This window comes from Pseudoxanthomonas sp. GM95 (genome assembly GCF_900109775.1).
In the GTDB taxonomy this organism is placed as follows: domain Bacteria; phylum Pseudomonadota; class Gammaproteobacteria; order Xanthomonadales; family Xanthomonadaceae; genus Pseudoxanthomonas_A.
The window spans coordinates 90,998-112,524 of the sequence record NZ_FOAX01000001.1 but is presented as its reverse complement, the minus strand read 5'-3'; the positions used below and the strand labels follow the sequence as shown (position 1 = coordinate 112,524).

The window sequence follows — 21,527 nt, the reverse complement described above, 5'->3', positions numbered from 1 at the left end:
CCAATTTCACGAATCGAAGCATATGCGAAGCCTTGGTCTCACCGGCTTGCAATACGCTCAAGTAGATCCACCCACACTTCACCGACACCGCTCCTAGCGAGCGTCCGCTCACTGGCTGCCTTGCTGGCCTGCTCGGCGATGCGACTAGCAACATCAGGGCGATCAAGCAAGACCTCGATTCCTTCTTGCCACGAGTCGACATCATTCGTACGTAGCAGCCCACTGAAACCGTCATGGACGGTGCATCTATATGGACCAAAGTCGCTGAAGATTGCCGGAACGCCAGCAAGGCTGTAATCCAAGAACTTGATGTCCGACTTGGCTTCGTTGAAAGCATCAGCGCGCAGTGGCGCCAGGGCCAGCGTGCAATGGCTGCAGAGCGCCCTGAACCAGACCACGAATTCCGGGTAAGTCGGAAAGCGTGGCGGGCAGGTCACTTCCTTGGCAAAAGGAAGCGGGTGCCCGCCCCCGATCTGCAGAATCTGCACATCAGGATGCCGATCCAGCACGCGCTCGAGCGCCGGCACGATCATCTCGAGGTCCTTCGCATGGGAATTGGACCCCATATAAAGGATGTACCGCCGTTCAGCACTCAATCCAAGCGCCCCCGCAACCTCAGCACTGAGCCCTGCCGGCAGCGGGCTACACCATAGCGTCTCGTCCAGTGCGTTGGGGATGATTTCCACTCGTGCATTGGTCTCGGATAGGGCCGCCGCCAAAGGCGCGCTACTTGTGGTGAGGCAGGCGGCGCCTTGGGCGATTGCACGCATGCTGGCGATCGCCACATCGTCAATCGCATGGTCCAAGTGATCCTTGGGCAAGTCCCAGAGCATGTCGTCCATTTCGAAGATCCATGGCACGCCAGCAATGCGCAGGGCGTCCAACAGCAGCTCTGTCTGCGCGGGCGGTACTGCATCACGCTGTATGACCACGACATCAAACGCACTGGCTGCACCTGCGATGAGAGAACCCACCGAAATAGGCCGTGGATCCAGCCGTCCCGTCTGTGCCGCAGCCCGCATCGGCCTCAGCACTCGGATATGGGCGGTGGGGGGGCGATGCCTCAAGCCACGCAACTTCATGACTAGGCCAACACGCAGAGGCCGCCTCCCACCAAGCATCGACTCGCTGTAGAGCTGCCGGTAGCTGGACGCCATATGCGCCGTGTCATGGACAACAGCTTCGGCCGCCTGCCAGCGAGCGAGGTCTTCCTGCCTCGCCAAGACTTCCGTCGGATTGTTCGCCAGCTCCACCAGTTTCTGGAGGATATCGCTTGGCGTCGCATCTGCCGGCAAGAGCCAGCCGCCGCCCGTAGCACGGATGCGATCGCCCACTGCACCCGTATCCAAGCCCAGGACGGGAATCCCGGCCGCCCACATCTCGGTCAGGGTATGGCAGAAGGTTTCGGGCCAGATCGACAGCACGACGCCCACGCTCGGCGCGATGGCAGCGACCTTTGCCTGGAATTCTTCGCGCTTGTAAGCGCCGTGATGCACACCGACGCGCTTGACTTCCTGGATGGCATGCCCGAGGAAATGCAGTTCTACTCGTCCTTCCTCATCGAGCACACTGACATCACGCAGGAGGAGCGCCCCCTTGCTGACCGAGATATTCCCCGGCACCAGAACCTTCATTGGCCTGCCACGCTGGGGCGTCGTGGAATTCATCGCAAGCAGATCGAAATCCCGACCGTGCGGGATGACCCGCATCCGGCCCACATGTTCCGGATAGACCTCGCCAAACAACCGCTTGGCAGACGGCGAGGTGGTCACGAATGCCGAACAGTCGGCAAGGAACCGCCCCATCATCAATCGCCAGCGGCGCACGAATCCGTCAGGCACCACCTGCTGTGGCCATAGCGGATTCAATCTGGCTCCATCCTCCGACGTGCCCACGTAGCGATGCTCCGTGTCCAGCAGATTCACGGATGGGCAAAGCGCGTAGAAATCGTGGACGGAAAAGATCACGGGGATCTGCAGCGCCTTGGCGGCCGACGCGATCCCTAGGCTGTGCCAAGCCACGTGCCTGATATGCAGCACATCAATGGAGTGGCGATACAGAATGTCCAGAAGCAGGCGGTCGTATTCATCAGATGTGTGCGGAACGGCCCTGATCGGCGCATGCAGCGCGACGGTCTCCAAGGTCACCAGGTTGCCGTTCACGAGCTTGGAAAGCGTCAAGGTCAGCGAGTCGCATCGCAGCAGGAAACCTTCGTATCTTTCCGCCACTGCGCGCATCAGGTCCAAGTTGGTCTGAGGCGTTCCTCCCGTTGTCGTCGAGATGACGAACAGCACCCTCGGCTTCGGCAGCGCCGAAGAAGCGGCCAGCAAGGTCTTCCGCAGGCGATTGCGGCGCATCGCGAATTCGATGTCGTTGAATCGCGAGATCAGCGCGCGGTATTCCGGATAGTCGATGGCAAGCTGCCGCGCGCCGTCCTCGACCAGTGCCCGCTTCATATCCCCGAAACTCTGGGACCTTAGGTGGAACACATAAGCCTTGTCACAGATGACATTGCGCCAACCAGCATACATCAGGCGCATGCACAGGTCGTTTTCTTCGCCATACCCCCGGGGATACTTGGCTTCGTCGAAACCACCAACGACATCGAGCGCATGGCGCCTCAGATAAAGGCAGAAGCCGTTCCCAGTCGGGACATCGATGGGAATGCCTTCACCAGCCTGCGTGACGACTTTTGCGGTGCTGGCACTATCCAAGTAGGCCGGAGGAGAATTGGCAACACCAATCTCCGGAACCGAAAACGCGCCGGCGTTGTCCGACAGTGCTGTCACCGACCCGATGTCCGGCTGTGAATATGCGCAGTACCTGAGATTGTGCAGCCAGCGCGGTGTCACTGTGGTATCGCTGTTGAGCAGCACCACGTCCCGGCCAGCGGCCAGCTCCAGCGCTCGGTTCACTGTCCGCGTATAGCCGATGTTGCTCGGATTCATCTCCAGCCGGAAACCGGGCACCGTCGCGTAACGCCGCAAGAGTTCGGCAATGCGTGGATCGGTGCTGCCGTCGTCGATTATCAGCACTTCGCTGGAGTCGGGCATCGGATTTTCAGTGAGCGAAGCAAGGCATGCCGCTACTGCATCGGGCGAGTTGTAGACCGGCACCACTACCGTGACAGGAAGCATGGCCCCCGTTGAAAGTGTGGTTAGGTAGGTGGGCGCAGGCAGCCGGCTGCGGACTGCCGAAGCGCCGATCACCTTCACCCCCTCTCCAAGGCTACGAGCTCTGGTAACCTCGCGGACCTCGACGCTCTGGCCAGTCCGGAGAATCCCCTGCGCCAAATGCAACGAAAAACCTGCATTCGCACCGGGCAGCTTGTTGGCGGTGACGTCATGGCGCTCGCGTGACGTGGCGAAGTCCATGACCTTTTCGCCGTCCACGAAAAGCTGCAACCGGACCGGCGCGCCAGGCGCTGCCTCGTCTACTGCCCACCCTTCAATTAAGGTGGGGGTCGCACGATCGAGATGACCATAAAGTCTTGGCGCTCCGAGCGCCGCAATCTGGACGCCCTCTTCAGCGGCCTGGACCACGAGCGGTGCTTTGCCGGGCCGACCTTCCTGACGCCCGTATTGAAGGTAATGCAACAGCGGGCTCGAACCACCGGCCGCGACATCAGCGTTGCTCTGCGCATAGTAGCCAGGATCAAAGTCTGGTCCCGGGCTGCGCCCTAACTGGGCGCCGAATCTGACGAAATGCGGCAACGGCTCCATACCGATCAACGCCACATCCGGATAGCGAGCACGATACCAATCGGCATCGAACATTCCAGACTCGACGATCAAGCGCTCAAGCATTGCAAGTTCTACTCCATTAACCATTCCGAGTTGCCTCTTCCTTAGCCGCTGCAGATCCATCTAGGTAATGCAGGATGGGATTACCAAGCCGCGCTGTCGGATTCAATGCCAGATACGCCGTCATGTCGAAATTCGGCCCTACTCCCCGCCCCTCCCCGGCACCGAATTGCAGATAGTGCTCTAGCGGATCGATCCCAGACGCGGCAACATCTGGATACTTCGCGATATACCAAGATGGATCGAACAGGCCGGAAGCTTGGATGCGTGCGCGCACATGATTCGCCTGCCAACGGTCGCGGCATCGATTGAAGAATCTGACGATGCGTCCCAACGAGAGACGCACAGGCGGCGCCTTGACAACACTCGTCGCCACTGGTGCGGCCTGCTCTGCCTCTGCCAGCAAGAGCGTCAGCGTTGCAAGCTCGCGATAGCAGCCCGCCAGCTCCTGCTTCAGGCATTCGCCCTCGGCTTCGATGGCAGAGATCCGTTCTTTCAAACGGTCGATTTCATGGAATTCCGCATACGCCTGTCGCAATCGACGCTCAAGCTCATTGACCGCTGCAAGATGGATTTCCATCCCCACCGACTCGACTGGAGGGCTCCCCGCCCCCGTCAAGCATCCGCTCGGAACCTGTTGATTCAGCACCGCCATAGATCACCCCCTATTCTTTCCTTATCAAGTTTACGGTCCACGTGACACCGTGGTGGCATCATCCAGCAGTGCAAGCTCCCATCACCTTGGCATCGCTCCATGCACATCCCACCCTCTCGGCGGAAATGCCAGTTCACAGTTGGTGCCTTCTAGCGAGAGATTCGGATTGTAGGCAGGATCCTGCCGAAGGATGCCCGCCCAGCAATGGGTCATGTAAGCAACTTCACCTGCGAAACGGGCGCGTTTTGCATCCGTATTCTCGGCGCCACGGGACGCGGACTCATGGTGGTAGAGCTCGGCAAATGGCGTCCAGACATTGGCATAGCCAGCGCCCATCAACCGCAGGCAGAAGTCAACGTCGTTGAAAGCCACCGCAAGATTAGCCTCATCCAGCCCCCCGACCTCTAGGAAACGGGATCGCTGGATCACCAGGCATGCTGCGGTGACCGCGGACAGGTTCTGAACGACGCGCGCGCGGCCTCCATGCCCCGGGTATCCCTTGGGCTGGCCGGCATAGAAATGATTCGCCACGCCCCATACACCCAGCACGACCCCCGCATGCTGGATCGTATCGCCCGGATAGTAGAGCATCGCACCAACGGCGCCCACGGTGGGGCGCAACGCGTGGGCAACCATCTCCTCAAGCCAATCAGGGGTGATGACTTCGATGTCGTTGTTGACCAGCGCCACCACGTCGGCGTCACAGACCCGTACAGCGTAATTGTTTATCGCGGAATAGTTAAAAGGGGCGTCATAAGGCAGGACCCTGATCCTCGGGTCGCCGTCGATATGGGAGAGATACTCCAATGCGTCGGGAGACGTGGATTGGTTATCCACGATGATGATCTCGAAATTCGGATACGTCGTCTTCAGGAGAACGGATTCGACGCACATCTTAAGCAGTCCAACGCGGTCTCTCGTTGGAATGATCAGTGCCACCTTGGGCGGCGAATCCGGAAGCGGCCTGCGCACGCGATAGTGACCATGCAGGAGCGATTCCACTTGTCCTCCCGCCGTGAGGTCCAAGTGATCCTGTACTGCGCGTGCGCCAGCATCCGCCGCGTAATCCTTTGCGCCACGCTCGAGCGCCGTCGATCCTGGGATAGCACGCCAGTGGTACAAAATTTCCGCGAGATGGCCAATCTCCTTCGATTGCAGGCGCCGAGTACAACGCAGGAAGAGATCGTGATCCTGGCTTCCCTCGAAGCCCACTCTGAAGCCACCCACATCGCGAACAAGGTCGGCATCGATCACGGTGAAATGGCAAATATAATTCTGTGACAGCAGGAGATCAGGATTCCAGTCCGGCTTGAAATAAGGATCAAAGCGCAGGCCTGACGCGTCGATCTTGTCCTCATCCGAATAGATCATCCGCAGCGCAGGCTGTTCCTTCAGTCGTTGGACCATTCGCAACAAGGCTTGCGGCACAAGCTCGTCATCGTGATCCAGCAGGGCCACATACTGACCCTGCGCCATGACCAATGCAGTGTTGGAGGCTTCCGAGATGTGCCCATTTCGCGCCCGCACGATGAAGCGGATGCGTGGATCGCGTGCCGCGTACTCCTCGAGAACGCGCTTGATCCCGGGATCAGGTGACGCATCATCTGCAATGCACAACTCCCAACGCGGGTAAGCTTGGGCGATGACGCTTTCCAGGCATTTACGCAGCCAGCGGACAGGCGTCTGATAGGTCGGCACCAGCAACGAAATCAACGGACCTTCGACCGCCAGCGCCTGTCCCTGCGCCGCAAATTCCAAGAGATCAGCAGGTTGAGGCGTCGCGTAACGTGCAACCCAATCGGCGTAAGTCCGCGCACGTGTCCGAAGCCGCCGACTCTCCTGGAAACGATAGGACAGCGCGTGGAGCCCTTTTCTTGGCCGACCCAATGCGCAATGACGCAACAGCGACGCTCCTGCAGCGACTGAGGCGCGCGGGTCCCATTCGCCATTTTCGTGACGGAAACGCGCAAGCATCGCAATGATCCTGCGTGGCAACGGCAGAAACTGGCACCGTACCTCTCCCATGGAAAATTCCAACGGATCCTCCGAAGGAAAGAGCGAAATTTCCATCATGTCGTGCCGCAGGAGCACGACATCATCAATGCGCCCATCTAAACCTGGGCCCATGAGCGGAACACGCACACGATCGCCATTCCGATAAAGCAATTCCAGTGCAGTGGATATCCACTCCCCTTTGCGCGTTTCGGCTCGCGCTGTGATGCGATACCAGCCAGGCCTCATTTCAAGGCAGCGCGCAGGCGCGCGCAATGGCAAAGCCGGTTGGGACATCGGCGACCAGTGATATAGCTCACACCCGCCAAGTTCCGGCGGGCTTAAGTCGAGTCGCGCCACGGCAGCATCACGCTGCATCACTGTGATGCACGCACTTTAATGTTGCTTGCGTTGGTGGCCTGACCGTCAAAACTGACTTTGAGCTTGCGAACTACAGCGGACAGGTCAACATCTGCAGTGATGGGGATGGTTAACCGATATCCGACCAGCGCGTGAGGCAAGCCGAGCGCCTGCTGTACGTCCGGGCGCAGCTGCCGCTCCAGCCGATCTGCCTTGATGGTCTTGCGGCCAAGTTCAATGCTCACCTCGTCTGGCAGGCGCCCATCCGATCCCACTGCCCAGCCACGTAGCATCAAGCGCCCTCGCTCGATCCAGACCTCATCCACCACACCTGCATGCTTCCAGTCGATGGCTACTGCACCAGGCTGATCCGAAGGAAGCATCGCGAGATAGTAGGCATTGGCCTGGCGCTCCATCTCCTCCTCCATCAGCGGCGCCTCCCCGATGCGCCCCCAATCCAATACAACAGGGATTCGCCCGTGATCGGCGACGATCGCCCTCATGACTTCATGCTGCTCGTGCGGCACATAGACATCAATCGCCACGTCACCATCACCTGCGCGCGCCATCAAAAGCGCGATCAACTCATGCCCCAGTTGTTCCGCAAAGACCCGCTGAATCGCCTTGTCGATGCTGTAAGGCGAAAAGTCCCTGCGAATAGCCTCGACCAAGGCTGGCGATGCCCTAGATTCTCCGCGCGCTACTGCAGATACTTCTGCATCTCCTGAGATCAGGGGCACGCCGGCCTTTGGAAATAAGCCGCCTGCCACGCTGCTTTTCCCGTAACCAGGAGGCTGCATCAGCAAGTACGCCAGCGGACGGCGCCTGGAAACATGAATGACCTGGCGGGCCACCGGATCACCGTCCTGCCGGATACTTGGCCCCATCCATTTCCAGGCGTAGTCGCCAAGCACTTCCCTGAGCATCGGCATCGAGGGAAACAAGCGACGGTCGATGCCGCGTACCACGGCCTCCCAGATCGGCTCAGCACTGTGCGTCACACCGAGTTCGAGGACTAATACGCCGTTGGCCGTCAGCTTTCCTACTAGCGTACGAATGAGTGCAGCTTGGTCATCCGCGTAGTGAAGCGCTGATGCCAACAGGATCACATCAAACTGGCCGTCCGGCAGTTCGTCCCACCCCTGAGCGAAGAAATCCACCTGAGGAAACCTCGCTGCAGCACGCTCGACGAACAACTGCGAACGATCTATCCCCACGATTCGCGAAGCGCCCTGAAAAGCAGCAAAACCACAGAAGAAACCTTCGTTGCAGCCAACATCCAAGAAGGATTTGTCAGCGAGCACCGGAAGGTGGAGCGCCTTCAGCTTGTCCAGTGACCGTGAATCCCCCACTGCACCGGGGAAGGATTGGTATTGCGCCATGATCAGAACAAGCCCCGGTTGTGATGACCATCAAGGTCATTCGATTGAGTTTGATTCAAGCCTCTTGTCCCACTGCGTGCAGAACCACCTTCGCCAAACGCAGGGCAGCATCGCCAATGCCGGGCGCGACCCCACCAAGAACTCTCACGTCGCCACCAAGATCCGCAGGACCACTGGCTCCCGCGACAGTGAAGACCGCGTGGAAGCCGCACCGGCTGTTGATGAGCCCGAGGTGGTTTGCTACGTCTCGACGGTTGACCTGCTCGAAGGTGTCCGCAAGATGACGATGCCCGTGCACTTCAAGTGACAAGCTGCCTGGCACCCCGCCATCGGTATCCACCATCCAGCCTTTGACCAGGAAACGACCATCGCCAATGTGCTCTATGGCTTCGATTGTCCCGTATACCTGGGCGGTGACTTCTTCTTCCTCGCTGCCGGCAGCGACCTGCTCACGGGCATCGGCAACCAAGGTGTGATATCGGTGAAGCGCGGATGTAATGTCACCAGCAAAAAGCACGCGACCACGCTCGAGCACGATGCCCTTGTTGCAAATGTCCCGCAGGAGGCCGACGCTATGGCTTGCAAGCACGACGATCTTGCTTCCGCCAACCCGATCGCGCATTCGCTCCTTTGCCTTGGTCATGAACTCCTGATCGCCGGCTCCTACCCATTCGTCCATCAGCATAATGTCGTGCTGGACGGACGTAGAAATCGCAAAACCCAGCCGCATTCGTTGCCCGGACGACAGTGTCCGGAGTCGATGCGATGCCTTTTGCTCCAAACCGGCGAAACTCAGGATCGGGCCAATCTGCGTGCGCAGGAACGAGGACGGAAGGCCCATCGCCACCCCTCGCAGAAGAATGTTTTCGCGCACCGTCGCCTCGTTGTTAAGACCCAGCGATAGATTCAACAGCGCTTGGCAGGTGCCTGAAACCTCCAGACTGCCTCGTGTAGGACGGTAGACCCCATTGAGCACGCGCAGCAGCGTGCTCTTTCCCGCACCGTTCCGCCCGAGAATTGCCAGGCGATCCCCTTCCCTGATATCAAAAGAAACGTTGTCCAGCAGGCGAACCACCTGCCGCCTCGGAGGATCAAAGGCTGCGCCCAGGAACGTGGAAAGCCAGCCCGTCGAATCTCGGTCCCGCTGCATGAAGGCAGGCACTTCGAGTTGAAGATTCCGTACGCGGATGTGGGCGCTCATGGATTCAGATCCACAAAGGCACAAAGCGCGCATAGCGCCGGTACAGGAGCGTAGCGATAGCCAGCCCCATGACGGAAGAAATTCCTACATACCACCATGTTAAAGGCTCAATCGGCTCCACCAGGATTGGTGCACGAAATATCTGGATGAAGTGATAAAACGGATTGGCTCGCATTAGCTGGCCGCGCAGACTCTCAGCCGGCATGGTATCCGGGTACCAGATGATGGGCGTGAGCAAAAACAGAAAGATCGAGATGTTGCTGAGAAGCTGCCCGAAATCGGGGAAACGCGCCCCAAGCAAGCCAAAGACCACACTGATCCACAATGCATTGATATAGATCAGCAAGAGCGCCACAGGTGCGAAAGCAAGGCCTTTCAGAGCAACCGCAGGAAATATCCAGAGTGCAATACAGGTAATCGGCAAATACATACAGAGGTCAAAAAACGACTTTGCGATGGATTGCAGTAGATAGTCGGTTAATCGCGTCCGCCCATCCATGATGAACGATGCGCCGGAATGGAAGATACCCGCACTACTCATGACCGTAGACATGAGCGTACGAAACACAATGGATCCCAGCGCTACATGCGCTGCGAACAAGGGGATTGGCTTCCCGCCCATACCGGCGAAAAAGGCACCGAGGCCAAACACGTACACCAAAGCCGGCGTCATCAACCAGAGGATGCCCAAGCGGGATTTACGCGCCTTCACCAAAATATCCAGCCAACTGGAAAGCGCCCAGAACTCTGGATTACGCAAGCTTTTCGACAGGTGCCGCCAAAACACGAGCGCCCCCCTATCTTCCCTGGCATCGGAAAGCGAGATGTGCTGCCCGGCGCTCAAGGCAATGCCTCGCAAATGTCCCACTGCAGATCAGCGAGCGCCTCGACGCCGACACTCAATCGCACCAGTCCATCACTGATGCCCAACCGTGCACGGCGGTCAACGGGAATGGAGGCATGGGTCATTAGTGCTGGGACGTTGACTAGGCTTTCGACACCGCCGAGAGACTCGGCGAGGGTGAAGAGTTGGGTTTTCTCGCAAAACTGCTTGGCTGCTGCGGCCCCGCCCTTGAGCTCGAGGGAGATAATCCCGCCGAAGCCGGTCATCTGCTTCGCGGCGATGGCGTGCTGTGGGTGCGAAGGCAGGCCGGGGTAGATCACGTTTGATACCGCATCTTGTGTCTCCAGCCATTGCGCCAGCGCCAGAGCGTTGTCGCAGTGGGCTTTCATGCGCAGGTGCAGGGTCTTCAGACCACGCAGGGCGAGGAAGCTGTCGAACGGGCCCTGCACCGCGCCAGCGGAGTTCTGCAGGAAGGCGAGCTGTTCGGCCAGTTCGGTGTCGGCGCCGACCACGGCGATGCCGCCGACCATGTCCGAGTGACCGTTGAGGTACTTGGTGGCCGAATGCACGACGATGTCCGCGCCCAGCGCCAGTGGGCGCTGCAGCATCGGCGAGGCGAAGGTGTTGTCCACCACCACGCGCAGGCCGTGTTTGCGGGCGATGGTCGCGATCGCGGCGATGTCCACGATCTTGAGCATCGGGTTGGTCGGTGTCTCGATCCAGACCATTTTGGTCTTCGGCGTGATCGCCGCTTCGAAGGCCGCCGGATCGGTCAGGTCGACGAAGCTGAAATCCAGCCCCGCGCTGCGCTTGCGCACGCGCTCGAACAGGCGATAGCTGCCGCCGTACAGGTCATCCATCGCGATGACGTGGTCGCCGCTGTCCAGCAGCTCCAGCACGGTCGCGGTCGCGGCCATGCCCGAGGCAAAGGCGAACCCGCGGCTGCCGCCTTCCAGCGCGGCCACGCAGCGCTCGTAGGCGAACCGGGTCGGGTTCTGCGTGCGGCTGTATTCGAAGCCGGTGTGCTCGCCCGGGCTGGCCTGCGCGTAGGTCGAGGTGGCATAGATCGGCGGCATCACCGCCCCGGTGCTGGGATCGGGAGACTGCCCGCCGTGGATGGCGAGCGTCGCCAGAGCCAGGGTGCTGTCGCCGTCCTGGCTCCCGCGAGTGTGTTCGGACATGGGGGACTTCCGTAAGTGCGGTCGGGATTCTACCAGCGCTGTGACCGGCGCGACATGCGCAAGTGTCTGAATCTGAAACTGAACGCGCGCGCTATTGCACGCGTCGGCGCAGGTAATTGAGCAGGTCGATCCGGGTAATCAAGCCCAGGAACTTGTCGGTGCTTTTGTCGGTGACGATCGCGACCTGGCCACGGTCGAACACCGGCAACAGCGCCTCGATCGGCGACTTCACATCCAGCCGCTCCAGCTTGCTGACCATCGCGGTGGAGACCGGATCGCCAAAGCGCGCCTCGTCGCCGTACACGTGCAGCAGCACGTCGGACTCATCGATGATGCCGACCAGCTTCTCGCCTTCCATCACCGGCAGCTGCGAGACGTCGTAAAGCTTCATGCGCTGGTAGGCCGTGGTCAGCAGGTCGGTTGGCGCCACCACCACCGTGTCCTTCTGGCTGTACGGGCGCAGGATCAGGTCGCGCAGGTCGCCGTGCTGCGGGCGCTCGACGAAACCGTTGTCCAGCATCCAGTAGTCGTTGTACATCTTGGACAGGTACTTGTTGCCGGTATCGCAGACGAACACCAGCACCTTCTTCGGCGTGGTCTGCTCGCGGCAGTAGCGCAGCGCGGCGGCCAGCAACGTGCCGGTCGACGAGCCGCCCAGGATGCCCTCCTTGGCCAGCAGCTCGCGCGCGGTCAGGAAGCTTTCCTTGTCCGGGATCGCATAAGCCTTCTTGACCCGGCTGAAGTCGGAAATGGCCGGCAGGAAATCCTCGCCGATGCCTTCCACCAGCCAGCTGCCGGATTTTTCGCTCAGCGTGCCTTCGTTGATGTACTCGGTCAGGATCGAGCCAACCGGATCGGCCAGCACCAGCTCGGTGTTGGGCGAAGCCTTGGCGAAGGCGCGCGACAGGCCCGTCATCGTGCCCGAGCTGCCGCAGCCGAAGACGATCGCGTCCAGTTCGCCGCCCATCTGCTCCAGGATTTCAGGCCCGGTACCGAACTCGTGCGCGGCTGGATTGTCCGGATTGCCGAACTGGTTGATGAAGTACGCGCCGGGCGTCTCGCTGGCGATGCGCGCAGCCAGGTCCTGGTAGTACTCGGGATGGCCCTTGGCCACGTCCGAACGGGTCAGCACCACTTCGGCGCCCATCGCCTTGAGGTTGAAGATCTTCTCGCGGCTCATCTTGTCCGGCACCACCAGGATCAGGCGGTAGCCCTTCTGCTGGGCCACCAACGCCAGTCCCAGGCCGGTGTTGCCCGCCGTGCCTTCGACCAGCGTGGCGCCGGGCTTGAGGTCGCCGCGCGCTTCGGCCGCGCTGATCATCGACAGGCCGATGCGGTCCTTGATCGAGCCGCCGGGGTTGGCGCTCTCCAGCTTCAGGTACAGCTCGCACGGACCGGCGTCCAGGTGCTGCGCCTTGACGATGGGGGTCTTGCCGATCAGTTCGAGGACCGAGGAGTGGATCGCCATGCGGAAGGTCACGCTCGTCTTTGGGACCGCCGATTATGGCACTGCCGCCATCAAGACCGATTCAGGAATCCGGCCTTCGCCACCGAACCCCCGATACGCAAGCGGCGACCTGTCAAAGGTCGCCGCGATGCGGAAAGAAATTGCGCGGGTGCCGGTATCCCGACGAGGAAAGTACCGACACCCGCGACTGCGAACTTAGTGCGGTGCGGCCTCGTACTTGCGCAGCAGGCGCTGCTTGGCCAGGAGTTTTTCCCGCTTCATCTGCCCCAGGGTGGCTTCGCCGATGGGGAGCACGCCAAGCTCGGCGTCGGTGACCTTCTTGTCGAGCTTGCGATGACGCTCGTAGAGCTGCTTGAACTCGGGGTCGGTCTTGATCAATGCCTCGATTTCGGACTGTGGTTGCCCTTCGAACATGGGAGTCTCCTTCAGCTGAAATGCAAACGCCCCGGCCGGACATCGGCGCAGGGCGTGGCGTGGGGGAGCACCGGATCACCGAACCGACGCCCGGGATGGACGTTGACGGTTGGCTGGATTGGATCGGGCATCGGCTTCATTGGCGCGGCGTCTCCGTCAATCCAGGCGGTCGTTGGCGACCCGCCTGGGGATACGACCCTACTCCTGCCTCCCGGGACCGACAAGGGTCCGGCGCGGCATTCGTACAGCAATCTGTCGAGCCGCCAACCCAGTCCCGTGCAGACCGCGAAAGTCAGCACGGAAACCGAATAAATGACTGACTTTTAACAACAATTTAAAGCGTGACGACGACCACCGCCGCCTGCGTCTTGCTGCCCGTGCCCTTGCTGCCGCCGTCGCTGATCCTGGCTTTGGCCACGCCGGCGGCGATCAGGGCGGTGCGCAGGGCCGCCGAACGACGGGCGCCTGGGGTCTGCTTGTCGCCATAGCCGTCCACACGCATCTTGGCGCCCTTGGTGGCGTCCATGTAGGCGGCCAGCGCCTGCACCGTTGACTTGCCCGACGCCGAAAGCGTGGATTTGCCGGTCTCGAACACGCTTACCGCCAGCGGGAAGCTTTCGCTGCCATCGGCGTTGAAACTGGACTTGGGCAGCTTGGCGCCGGAGACCAGCTCGGCTTCCTGGCGGGCCAGCGAGGCATCCTTCTGGCGCGCGGCGCTCAGCTTGGCCTGCTGGGTGTCGGTGGCATTGGTCATGACCTGATCGGCCTGGGCCTGGGCCTCGATCTCGGCCTGCTGGCGCATGCGCTCGGCTTCCTCGGCCTGGATCTGCTGCTGCACCCGCAGGCGTTCGGCCTCCTGACGGGCACGCGCGGTCTCGCGACGGCTGGCTTCCAGCAGCAGGTCGTTGCGGGTGCGGTCCAGGTCGCCGATCTTGCGGTTGGTCGCGCCGTTCTGCGCGGCCAGTTCGGCGATCTCGACCCGGCGCTGGGCCACGTACAAGGTGGCATCGCGCTCGCTGCGCTTGGAATCGGCGTAGCGACTGATGGCCTGCACGGCCTGCAGGCGCTCGTAGGCGCCCTGCTCGCGCAGGTCCGGGTTGGCGTCCAGCGCGCTCAATCGCGCGTTCAATTGGGCGACCACGTCATCGTCAGCCGCCAGCGCCGAGGCGGACACACCCAGCATCAGCGCCAGAAGTACGGCACGGGAAAGCGACAGGTTCACAGCGTGGTCTCCGGCAAGGTGGTGGGCAGGGCCGGAAGCGTGTTCTGCGGCGGCAAAGCGACCGGCGGCGCGGGGGCCGGCGGCGGTGTGGCGAGCGCCTTCTGCAGGCGGTCAATTTCCGACTGCTCCTGCGAGAGCCGGGCCTGCGCGCTGGCCTGCTCGCTGCGCGCGCGCGCCAGGTCGGCATCGGCCAGCGCCTGCAGGGCGACCAGGGGCGCCTGCTTGCGGCCGCTGCGGGTTTCGGCCAGCGACTGGGCCTGCGAGACCTTGTCGCGCGCGGCCTGGATCAGGTCCGGCGCGTACTGGTCTGCGTCGGCATCGGTGGCGCGCTGCACGGCGGCTTGGGCCGAGGTGAGTTCGGCCACGGCCGCTTCCTGCGCGTGGGCCGCGGGCATGGCCGTGAAGGCCAGACAGGCCGCACACAGCAGCCCGGAGAATTGTGCGAAGCTACGAATCATCTGAGGTACGCGGCGTTCAAGGGGAATCCGCGGCCATTGTCGTCAAGCTCGCGCTGCACTTGCAAATGCACGCGAACGCATCAGCCAGCAGGGGCTCATCATGGACATCGGCTATTTCCTGAAGCTGATGACGGAAAAGAACGCGTCGGACATGTTCCTGACCACCGGCGCCCCCGTCTACATCAAGATCGAAGGCAAGCTCTATCCCCTGGGCAACACCGGCCTGCCGCCTGGCATGGTCAAGAAAATCGCCTATTCGCTGATGGACGAAGGCCAGGTGCCGCAGTTCGAGCGCGACCTGGAGCTGAACATGGCCGTGGCCCTGGCCGATGCCGGCCGCTTCCGTGTCAACGTGTTCAAGCAGCGCGGCGAAGTGGGCATGGTCATCCGCGCCATCCGCAGCAAGATTCCCTCGATCGAGGAGCTGCAGCTGCCCGAGGTGCTCAAGGACATCATCATGACCCCGCGCGGGCTGGTCCTGCTGGTCGGCTCGACCGGCTCGGGCAAGTCCACGTCGCTGGCCTCGATGATCGACTACCGCAACTCCAGCACCACCGGCCACATCCTCACCATCGAGGATCCGATCGAATACCTGCACAAGCACAAGCAGTCCATCGTCAACCAGCGCGAAGTCGGCCTGGACACCCACGCCTTCCACAACGCACTGAAGAACGCGATGCGCGAGGCCCCGGACGTGATCCTGATCGGCGAGATCCTGGATGCGACCACGATGGAAGCGGCGATCGCCTTCGCCGAAACCGGCCACCTGTGCCTGGCGACCCTGCACTCCAACAACGCCGACCAGACCATCGAGCGCATCCTCAACTTCTTCCCCGAGACCGCACACAAGAACGTGCTGATGAACCTGGCGCTGAACCTGCGCGCCGTGGTCTCCCAGCGCCTGGTCAAGGGCGTGGACGGCCGCCGCATCCCGGCCGCCGAGGTGTTGATCAACACGCCGGTGATCCGCGACCTGCTGCGCCGCGGCCAGGTCCACGAGATCAAGCAGGCGATGGAAGAATCGCTGGAAGAAGGCATGGAATCCTTTGACCAGTGCCTGTTCCGCATGGTCAAGGAAGGGCGAATCGCACAGGAAGAAGCGCTGCGCGCAGCCGATTCGCGCGACGGCCTGGCGCTGAAGTTCCGCCTGTCCGAAGGCTCGGCCGGCGAGCACGATCCCTACGGGGACCTGTACGAAAGCAGCGCGCCGCCGACCATCACCCACGGCTTCGGCTGAGGCGTCTCGGCAACAAAGAAAAAAGCCCCCGCATGCGGGGGCTTTTTCGTGGCGCCAGACGATCAGGCGCGGGCGGGCTCGGCCTGCGGCGCGTCCGGTTGTTGCTCGGGACTGGCCTGGCGGAAGGCCGGCAGCTGCAGGCAGGCCTGCTCGATCCGCGCGATGGTCGGATAGGCGCTCATGTCCACGCCGAAGCGGCGCGCGTTGTAGACCTGCGGCACCAGGCAGGCATCGGCCATGCCCGGCGCTTCGCCGTGGCAATAGGTGCCGGTGACCAGGTCGTCGGCCAGCAGCGTCTCCATCGCCCGGAACCCTTCGACGATCCAGTGCCGCACCCAGGCATCGCGCTCGACCGCCGGCACCATCCACTCCTCCTCGAAGAAGCGCAGCACGCGCAGGTTGTTGAGCGGATGGATGTCCGAACCCACCAGCTGCGACAGCGCGCGCACGCGGGCACGGTCACGCGCCGAAGCCGGCAGCAGCGGGCGTTCGGGCCAGCTCTCGTCCAGGTATTCCAGGATCGCCAGCGACTGGCGCATCACCCGGCCGCCGTGCATCAGCGTCGGCACCAGGTGCTGCGGGTTGAGCTGGGCGTACTCGTCGTGGTGCTGCTGCCCACCGTCGCGCACCAGGTGCACCGGGATCAGGTCGTAGCTCAGTCCCTTGAGGTTGAGCCCGATCCGGACCCGGTACGCGGCGCTGGAGCGCCAGTAGGAATACAACCGCAAAAGCTCCGCCATGCGCGGGACAACCTCGTTTCAAGCAGGCGCGGCCACGATGGCACCGCCCAGCGGCGCATTGTGGGACGTCGCAAGGTTATGGCAAAGGCTGCCGTTCGATCCGCTGCTCGATCGCACCGAAAATGGGACTTCCGTCGCGTGCCAGCATCTCGATGCGCACGGTATCGCCGAAGGACAGGAACGGCGTGGCCGGCTGGCCGTCGCGCAGGGTTTCCACCACCCGCTGCTCGGCCAGGCAGGACGCGCCCTTGCCGGTGTCGTGATTGGCGATCGTGCCCGAGCCCACCAGCGTGCCGGCCACCAGCGGGCGGGTGCACGCGGCATGGGCGATGAGCTGGGCGAAGTCGAACTGCATGTCCACGCCTGCTTCCGGCTCACCAAACCAGGCGCCGTTGAGCTGGGTGCGCATGGCCAAGTGCAGCTTGTCGCCCTGCCAGGCCTGGCCCAGTTCATCCGGCGTCACCAGGACCGGCGACAGCGCCGAGCGCGGCTTGGACTGCAGGAAGCCGAACCCCTTGGCCAACTCGCCCGGGATCAGGTTACGCAAGGACACATCGTTGACCAAGCCCACCAGTTGGATGTGCGCGGCGGCCTGCGCGGCATCCACGGCCATCGGCACGTCGTCGGTGACGATCACGACCTCGGCCTCCAGGTCGATGCCATAGTCCTCGCTGACCACGCGGATCGGCTCGCGCGGCCCCAGGAACCCGGCGCTGGTGGCCTGGTACATCAGCGGATCGGTGTAGAAGGTCGCCGGCACCTCGGCGCCGCGCGCCTTGCGCACGCGCTCGACGTGGGCCAGGTAGGCGCTGCCATCGACGAACTCGTAGGCGCGCGGCAACGGCGCGGCCAGTGCGGCCATGTCCAGGTCGAAGTCACCATCGGCCTGGCCGGCATTGAGCGAGTCGGACAGCGCCGCCAGGCGCGGCGCGATGCCGGCCCAGTCGTCCAGGGCGCGCTGCAACGTTGGTGCGATGCCAGTGGCGCGCACGGCGCGGGTGAGATCACGCGAGACCACGATCAGCGTGCCGTCGCGGCCGCCTTCCTTCAGGGAACCCAGTTTCATCGACGTCCTCCGCGCCCCTCCGGCGCTCGTTTCAATTGTAACGAGCGCCGCGAGCAACGGCTCAGTCTTCGCCCTGGAACGCCCCGGCGCGGTAGGTCAGCACCAGCGTGTCACGGTGGCCGGCGCCATCGGCCGGCTGGATCGGGGTGGATTCATGGATCACCCGCGCATCGTCCAGCAGCAGCGCCGACCACGGCTGACCCAAAGTGAAGCGCTGGCCGTGGGTGCCATCGGCTTCGAACACGCGCGTCTCGCCGCCCTTGATGTCGACCCGGTCGATCAGCAGCACCACGACGAAATCCACACCGTCGCGGTGCGCGCCTTCCGGCGTCGGCCGGCCGATGCCGTTGGCGGTGTCGATGCGGAACTGGTGCGCTTCGACGAACCACTGCGATTGCCCGCGCAGCTGCGCGAACAGCTTGCCGAAGCCGGCGATCAATCCCGACCACGCCGGCTGCGCCAGGGTCGCCTCGGCCACCGGTTCGAACCAGCGATGCATGCCGCCGTGCAGCGCGTTGTAGTCCTCCGACTGCCAGTGCGCGCGGCGCGGCGACAGCTGCAGCGCATCGCCGTCCTGCACGAAGCAGGCGTGGCGGCGACGGCGATAACGTCCGCCATCGCGCAGATAGGTATCGACGGCCAGGTCGTTCCAGTCCGGGGTCAGCGCGTCCAGCGCATCGGCACTGCAATCGGCCAGCGCACAAACGGCGTCACGGTCGATCACTGCATACCCTTCCAGGCGCATGCGGCCAACGACCTCCGCAACCGGAGTCAGGGGAGGAGGCGGGGAAACACTCATGGCGACGGCCGTATCCGGAAAAAGCGGCAGCGATGGCAGCCGCGGAACAGCCGGCGATTCTACACCTCGCCCCGCGCGCGCCCGTTCCGTGTGCGCAACGCATGACCACGCGCATGAGGCGTGCACCAAGACCTTCAGCAACCGCGGAACACCGCCATCGCATCGCGGCTGCGCAGTAAATGACGGGCAAAAAAAAGACCCGCCGAAGCGAGTCTCTTTTCTTGAAGATGGCAGCCCCGGAAGGATTCGAACCTCCGAATGCCTGAGTCAGAGTCAGGTGCCTTACCGCTTGGCGACGGGGCTGTGGAACAGCTGGGCGGCGAAGTATACGGACGCCGCCGTCCAGCGTAAAGCAGAAGCGGATTAGCGCTTCGAGAACTGCGTGGCGCGACGTGCCTTGTGCAGGCCGACCTTCTTACGCTCGACTTCGCGGGCGTCGCGGGTCATGAAGCCCGCCTTGCGCAGCTCGGACTTCAGGGTTTCGTCGTACTCGACCAGCGCGCGGGCGATGCCCAGGCGGATGGCGCCGGCCTGGCCGGTGGTGCCGCCGCCAGCGGCGGTCACGAGGATGTCGAAGCTCTCGGTGTTGTTGGTCAGCTCCAGCGGCTGGCGCACGATCATGCGCGCGGTCTCACGGCCGAAGAACTCGTCCAGCGGACGGTCGTTGACGGTGATCTTGCCGGTGCCCTTGCGCAGGAACACGCGGGCGGTGGAGGACTTGCGACGGCCGGTGCCGTAGTTCTGAGTGATAGCCATGATTAGATGTCCAGGACCTGCGGCTGCTGTGCGGCGTGCGGATGGGTAGTACCGGCGTAGACCTTCAGCTTGCGGTACATGGCGCGGCCCAGCGGGCCCTTCGGCAGCATGCCCTTCACGGCGGTCTCGATCACGCGCTCCGGATGACGCTCAAGGGCCTGCTGCAGGCTCTCGGTCTTCAGGTTACCGATGTAACCGGTGAAGCGGTGATACTTCTTGTCGGTGAGCTTCTTGCCGGTGACGGCAATCTTCTCGGCGTTGATGACGATCAGGTAGTCGCCAGTATCAACGTGCGGGGTATAGACCGGTTTGTGCTTGCCACGCAGGCGGCGGGCCAGCTCGGTGGACAGACGGCCCAGGGTCTTGCCCGAGGCGTCAACGATGAACCAGTCTCGCTGGACGGTCTCGTTCTTTGCGGTGAACGTGCTCATGAAAAAGCTCTTTTGTTTGGTCGGGCGGATTGCGCTCGGGGCGTTGGCCCCACGCGGAACTTTGCCACGCGTTGTGAAGGGTGAAACGAAGGGGCGGGATTGTACGGGGCCGCCCCGGCGCTTGCAAGTCCCGGCAACCTCTTGCTAAACGCGCCCGGGCGCCTCGGCTTGGCATCCCCAGCCGCGCGAGGGAACATGGCCGCATCGGCTGCCTCACCGCAGCGCCACGGCCCCCACTGCCGCCATGACCGCGACCCGCACGCATTCCACCTTCGACCTGCTGTTGGCCGAAGCCCAGCACGCCCTGGAAACCACCGTCGGCAACCCGCCCGCGCGGCGCCCCTACCCCGCCGCGGCCACGCCGGATATCGCGCTTGACGAGAACGAGCGCCGCCACGCCGCCGGCCTGATGCGCATTAACCACGTCGGCGAGGTCTGCGCTCAGGCGCTGTATTCGGGCCAGGCCGCGGTCGCCCGTGATATGCAGACCCGCGCCCATCTGCACGAGGCGGCCCAGGAAGAAACCGACCATCTGGCCTGGTGCGCCCAGCGCCTGCGCGAACTGGACAGCCGCCCCAGCCTGTTCAACCCGCTCTGGTACGGCGGCAGCTATGCGATCGGCCTGCTGGCCGGCCTGCGCGGCGACGGCTGGAATCTGGGGTTCGTGGTCGAGACCGAGCGCCAGGTCGAAGCCCACCTGGACGAACACCTGGACATCCTGCCGCCAGCCGACCTGCGCAGCCGCGACGTGCTGCGCGTGATGAAGGCCGACGAAGCCCGCCATGCCGATCACGCCGAACATGCCGGCGCGCGCCGGTTGCCTCAGCCGATCCCCGGCGTAATGAAGCTGGCCTCGCGCTTCATGAAGACCGTGGCGTATCGGCTCTGAGCAAATGCTCGCTAGCGAACATGATGGAGTAGAGCCCCTTTTGTTAAGGGGGCGCGCCAACGGCGCGGGGATAGGAAAGCGATGCGTGGGGCCCAAGGTTTGCGCAGCCAACTTGGGAGGCGCGCTTGGTCCGCAGGCGGGACTAACTAGCGAGCTTCAACCCGATGACACCGGCCACGATCAGGCCGATGCATGCCAGTCGCGCCGGTGAAGCCGGTTCGGCGAACAACGCCATGCCCACCACCGCCACGCCGGTGGCGCCGATCCCGGTCCACACCGCGTAGGCCGTGCCGACTGGAATGCCCTTCATCGCCTGGGTCATCAGCCACAGGCTGGCACCGGCCGCCGCCATCGTGCCCACGCTCGGCCACAGCCGCGTAAAGCCCTCGGTGTACTTGAGTCCCATCGCGAAGCCGATCTCGAACACCCCGGCCACCAGCAGATAGATCCACGCCATCGTCGTTCTCCTTACTTGTTTTGCCCGGCCGCAAAAACGAAACGGCCCGGACGTGAGCCCGGGCCGTCGTCGGCCATCTTCGTGCGCGGCATTGGCTGCCACGGGCGGGTCGTCCCGCCGTTGATGCCACAACCTTAAGTCAGTGCCGTGTAACCGCGGCTGACCCTCAGCT

19 protein-coding genes and 1 tRNA gene are annotated in these 21,527 nt (G+C 62.9%); 2 read left to right on the top strand and 18 right to left on the bottom strand.

Annotated elements, in window-relative coordinates; translation table 11 throughout:
- Positions 1-38 precede the first annotated feature (38 nt).
- The 11 genes from BMZ17_RS00530 to BMZ17_RS00480 all read right to left on the bottom strand — a co-directional run bounded on the left by BMZ17_RS00530 (position 39) and on the right by BMZ17_RS00480 (position 14,980).
- Entirely contained in the window at positions 39-3,806 is a 3,768-nt protein-coding gene (locus BMZ17_RS00530) for a glycosyltransferase (protein WP_175485437.1), read from the bottom strand.
- A gap of 16 nt (positions 3,807-3,822) precedes the next feature.
- On the bottom strand, positions 3,823-4,383 hold the full coding sequence (locus BMZ17_RS21220) for a hypothetical protein (RefSeq protein ID WP_217645718.1): 561 nt from the start codon (positions 4,381-4,383) through the stop codon (positions 3,823-3,825).
- Positions 4,384-4,539: 156 nt separating this feature from the next.
- Positions 4,540-6,828 (bottom strand): glycosyltransferase family 2 protein, encoded by a 2,289-nt coding sequence (locus tag BMZ17_RS00520; RefSeq protein ID WP_093133769.1) that lies wholly within the window; start codon positions 6,826-6,828, stop codon positions 4,540-4,542.
- The gene (locus BMZ17_RS00515; protein WP_093133766.1) at positions 6,828-8,192 is read right to left on the bottom strand and encodes a class I SAM-dependent methyltransferase; all 1,365 of its coding nucleotides are present in this window, start codon (positions 8,190-8,192) and stop codon (positions 6,828-6,830) included. The genes BMZ17_RS00520 and BMZ17_RS00515 overlap by 1 nt, the downstream gene beginning before the upstream one ends.
- 55 nt (positions 8,193-8,247) lie before the next feature.
- A complete protein-coding gene (locus tag BMZ17_RS00510; protein ID WP_175485436.1) occupies positions 8,248-9,393 on the bottom strand; it encodes an ABC transporter ATP-binding protein in 1,146 nt (381 codons plus the stop codon).
- 4 nt (positions 9,394-9,397) lie between these two features.
- A complete protein-coding gene (locus tag BMZ17_RS00505; protein WP_175485435.1) occupies positions 9,398-10,237 on the bottom strand; it encodes an ABC transporter permease in 840 nt (279 codons plus the stop codon).
- On the bottom strand, positions 10,234-11,418 hold the full coding sequence (locus BMZ17_RS00500) for a cystathionine gamma-synthase (protein ID WP_093133757.1): 1,185 nt from the start codon (positions 11,416-11,418) through the stop codon (positions 10,234-10,236). The genes BMZ17_RS00505 and BMZ17_RS00500 overlap by 4 nt, the downstream gene beginning before the upstream one ends.
- A gap of 91 nt (positions 11,419-11,509) precedes the next feature.
- Positions 11,510-12,886, bottom strand: a complete 1,377-nt coding sequence (locus tag BMZ17_RS00495) for a pyridoxal-phosphate dependent enzyme (protein WP_093133754.1) — start codon at positions 12,884-12,886, stop codon at positions 11,510-11,512.
- A 195-nt stretch (positions 12,887-13,081) separates the two neighbouring features.
- Positions 13,082-13,300, bottom strand: coding sequence for a YdcH family protein (locus tag BMZ17_RS00490; RefSeq protein ID WP_093133751.1), 219 nt, complete (start codon positions 13,298-13,300; stop codon positions 13,082-13,084).
- 334 nt (positions 13,301-13,634) lie between these two features.
- Positions 13,635-14,522, bottom strand: a complete 888-nt coding sequence (locus BMZ17_RS00485) for an OmpA family protein (protein ID WP_254775157.1) — start codon at positions 14,520-14,522, stop codon at positions 13,635-13,637.
- Positions 14,519-14,980 carry a DUF4398 domain-containing protein gene (locus BMZ17_RS00480; protein WP_093133748.1) on the bottom strand — a complete coding sequence of 154 codons (462 nt, stop codon included), beginning with the start codon at positions 14,978-14,980 and terminating at the stop codon, positions 14,519-14,521. The genes BMZ17_RS00485 and BMZ17_RS00480 overlap by 4 nt, the downstream gene beginning before the upstream one ends.
- Positions 14,981-15,080: 100 nt before the next feature.
- Here BMZ17_RS00480 and BMZ17_RS00475 point away from each other — a divergent pair, with 100 nt between their 5' ends.
- A complete protein-coding gene (locus BMZ17_RS00475; RefSeq protein WP_093133743.1) occupies positions 15,081-16,217 on the top strand; it encodes a PilT/PilU family type 4a pilus ATPase in 1,137 nt (378 codons plus the stop codon).
- A gap of 62 nt (positions 16,218-16,279) precedes the next feature.
- On the opposite strand, the gene maiA is transcribed toward BMZ17_RS00475, so the two are convergent.
- From maiA to rplM, 6 genes are all read right to left on the bottom strand, one after another.
- On the bottom strand, positions 16,280-16,957 hold the full coding sequence (maiA, locus tag BMZ17_RS00470; RefSeq protein WP_093133739.1) for a maleylacetoacetate isomerase: 678 nt from the start codon (positions 16,955-16,957) through the stop codon (positions 16,280-16,282).
- Between the two features lie 76 nt (positions 16,958-17,033).
- Positions 17,034-18,023 carry a fumarylacetoacetate hydrolase family protein gene (locus tag BMZ17_RS00465; RefSeq protein ID WP_093133735.1) on the bottom strand — a complete coding sequence of 330 codons (990 nt, stop codon included), beginning with the start codon at positions 18,021-18,023 and terminating at the stop codon, positions 17,034-17,036.
- A gap of 61 nt (positions 18,024-18,084) precedes the next feature.
- A complete protein-coding gene (locus tag BMZ17_RS00460; RefSeq protein WP_175485434.1) occupies positions 18,085-18,768 on the bottom strand; it encodes a 2OG-Fe dioxygenase family protein in 684 nt (227 codons plus the stop codon).
- 282 nt (positions 18,769-19,050) lie between these two features.
- Positions 19,051-19,125 (bottom strand) — tRNA-Gln (locus tag BMZ17_RS00455).
- Positions 19,126-19,185: 60 nt separating this feature from the next.
- Positions 19,186-19,578 (bottom strand): 30S ribosomal protein S9, encoded by a 393-nt coding sequence (gene rpsI, locus BMZ17_RS00450; protein WP_093133728.1) that lies wholly within the window; start codon positions 19,576-19,578, stop codon positions 19,186-19,188.
- A gap of 2 nt (positions 19,579-19,580) precedes the next feature.
- Complete coding sequence (gene rplM / locus BMZ17_RS00445; protein ID WP_093133725.1) at positions 19,581-20,009, bottom strand: 50S ribosomal protein L13; 429 nt, start codon at positions 20,007-20,009, stop codon at positions 19,581-19,583.
- A gap of 244 nt (positions 20,010-20,253) precedes the next feature.
- Between rplM and coq7 the strand changes: the two genes are divergently transcribed.
- Complete coding sequence (coq7, locus tag BMZ17_RS00440) at positions 20,254-20,898, top strand: 2-polyprenyl-3-methyl-6-methoxy-1,4-benzoquinone monooxygenase (protein WP_093133721.1); 645 nt, start codon at positions 20,254-20,256, stop codon at positions 20,896-20,898.
- 142 nt (positions 20,899-21,040) lie between these two features.
- On the opposite strand, the gene sugE is transcribed toward coq7, so the two are convergent.
- Positions 21,041-21,355, bottom strand: coding sequence for a quaternary ammonium compound efflux SMR transporter SugE (gene sugE, locus BMZ17_RS00435; protein WP_093133718.1), 315 nt, complete (start codon positions 21,353-21,355; stop codon positions 21,041-21,043).
- Positions 21,356-21,527: the final 172 nt, after the last annotated feature.

What these genes read in the sequence shown, in the direction of transcription:
- BMZ17_RS00530 (WP_175485437.1), bottom strand. Translation starts at nt 3,806, where the DNA reads ATGCTTGAGCGCTTGATCGTCGAGTCTGGAATGTTCGATGCCGATTGG.
- BMZ17_RS21220 (WP_217645718.1), bottom strand. Translation starts at nt 4,383, where the DNA reads ATGGAAATCCATCTTGCAGCGGTCAATGAGCTTGAGCGTCGATTGCGA.
- BMZ17_RS00520 (WP_093133769.1), bottom strand. Translation starts at nt 6,828, where the DNA reads ATGCAGCGTGATGCTGCCGTGGCGCGACTCGACTTAAGCCCGCCGGAA.
- BMZ17_RS00515 (WP_093133766.1), bottom strand. Translation starts at nt 8,192, where the DNA reads ATGGCGCAATACCAATCCTTCCCCGGTGCAGTGGGGGATTCACGGTCA.
- BMZ17_RS00510 (WP_175485436.1), bottom strand. Translation starts at nt 9,393, where the DNA reads ATGAGCGCCCACATCCGCGTACGGAATCTTCAACTCGAAGTGCCTGCC.
- BMZ17_RS00500 (WP_093133757.1), bottom strand. Translation starts at nt 11,418, where the DNA reads ATGTCCGAACACACTCGCGGGAGCCAGGACGGCGACAGCACCCTGGCT.
- BMZ17_RS00495 (WP_093133754.1), bottom strand. Translation starts at nt 12,886, where the DNA reads ATGGCGATCCACTCCTCGGTCCTCGAACTGATCGGCAAGACCCCCATC.
- BMZ17_RS00490 (WP_093133751.1), bottom strand. Translation starts at nt 13,300, where the DNA reads ATGTTCGAAGGGCAACCACAGTCCGAAATCGAGGCATTGATCAAGACC.
- BMZ17_RS00480 (WP_093133748.1), bottom strand. Translation starts at nt 14,980, where the DNA reads ATGATTCGTAGCTTCGCACAATTCTCCGGGCTGCTGTGTGCGGCCTGT.
- BMZ17_RS00475 (WP_093133743.1), top strand. Translation starts at nt 15,081, where the DNA reads ATGGACATCGGCTATTTCCTGAAGCTGATGACGGAAAAGAACGCGTCG.
- maiA (WP_093133739.1), bottom strand. Translation starts at nt 16,957, where the DNA reads ATGGCGGAGCTTTTGCGGTTGTATTCCTACTGGCGCTCCAGCGCCGCG.
- BMZ17_RS00465 (WP_093133735.1), bottom strand. Translation starts at nt 18,023, where the DNA reads ATGAAACTGGGTTCCCTGAAGGAAGGCGGCCGCGACGGCACGCTGATC.
- BMZ17_RS00460 (WP_175485434.1), bottom strand. Translation starts at nt 18,768, where the DNA reads ATGCGCCTGGAAGGGTATGCAGTGATCGACCGTGACGCCGTTTGTGCG.
- rpsI (WP_093133728.1), bottom strand. Translation starts at nt 19,578, where the DNA reads ATGGCTATCACTCAGAACTACGGCACCGGCCGTCGCAAGTCCTCCACC.
- rplM (WP_093133725.1), bottom strand. Translation starts at nt 20,009, where the DNA reads ATGAGCACGTTCACCGCAAAGAACGAGACCGTCCAGCGAGACTGGTTC.
- coq7 (WP_093133721.1), top strand. Translation starts at nt 20,254, where the DNA reads ATGACCGCGACCCGCACGCATTCCACCTTCGACCTGCTGTTGGCCGAA.
- sugE (WP_093133718.1), bottom strand. Translation starts at nt 21,355, where the DNA reads ATGGCGTGGATCTATCTGCTGGTGGCCGGGGTGTTCGAGATCGGCTTC.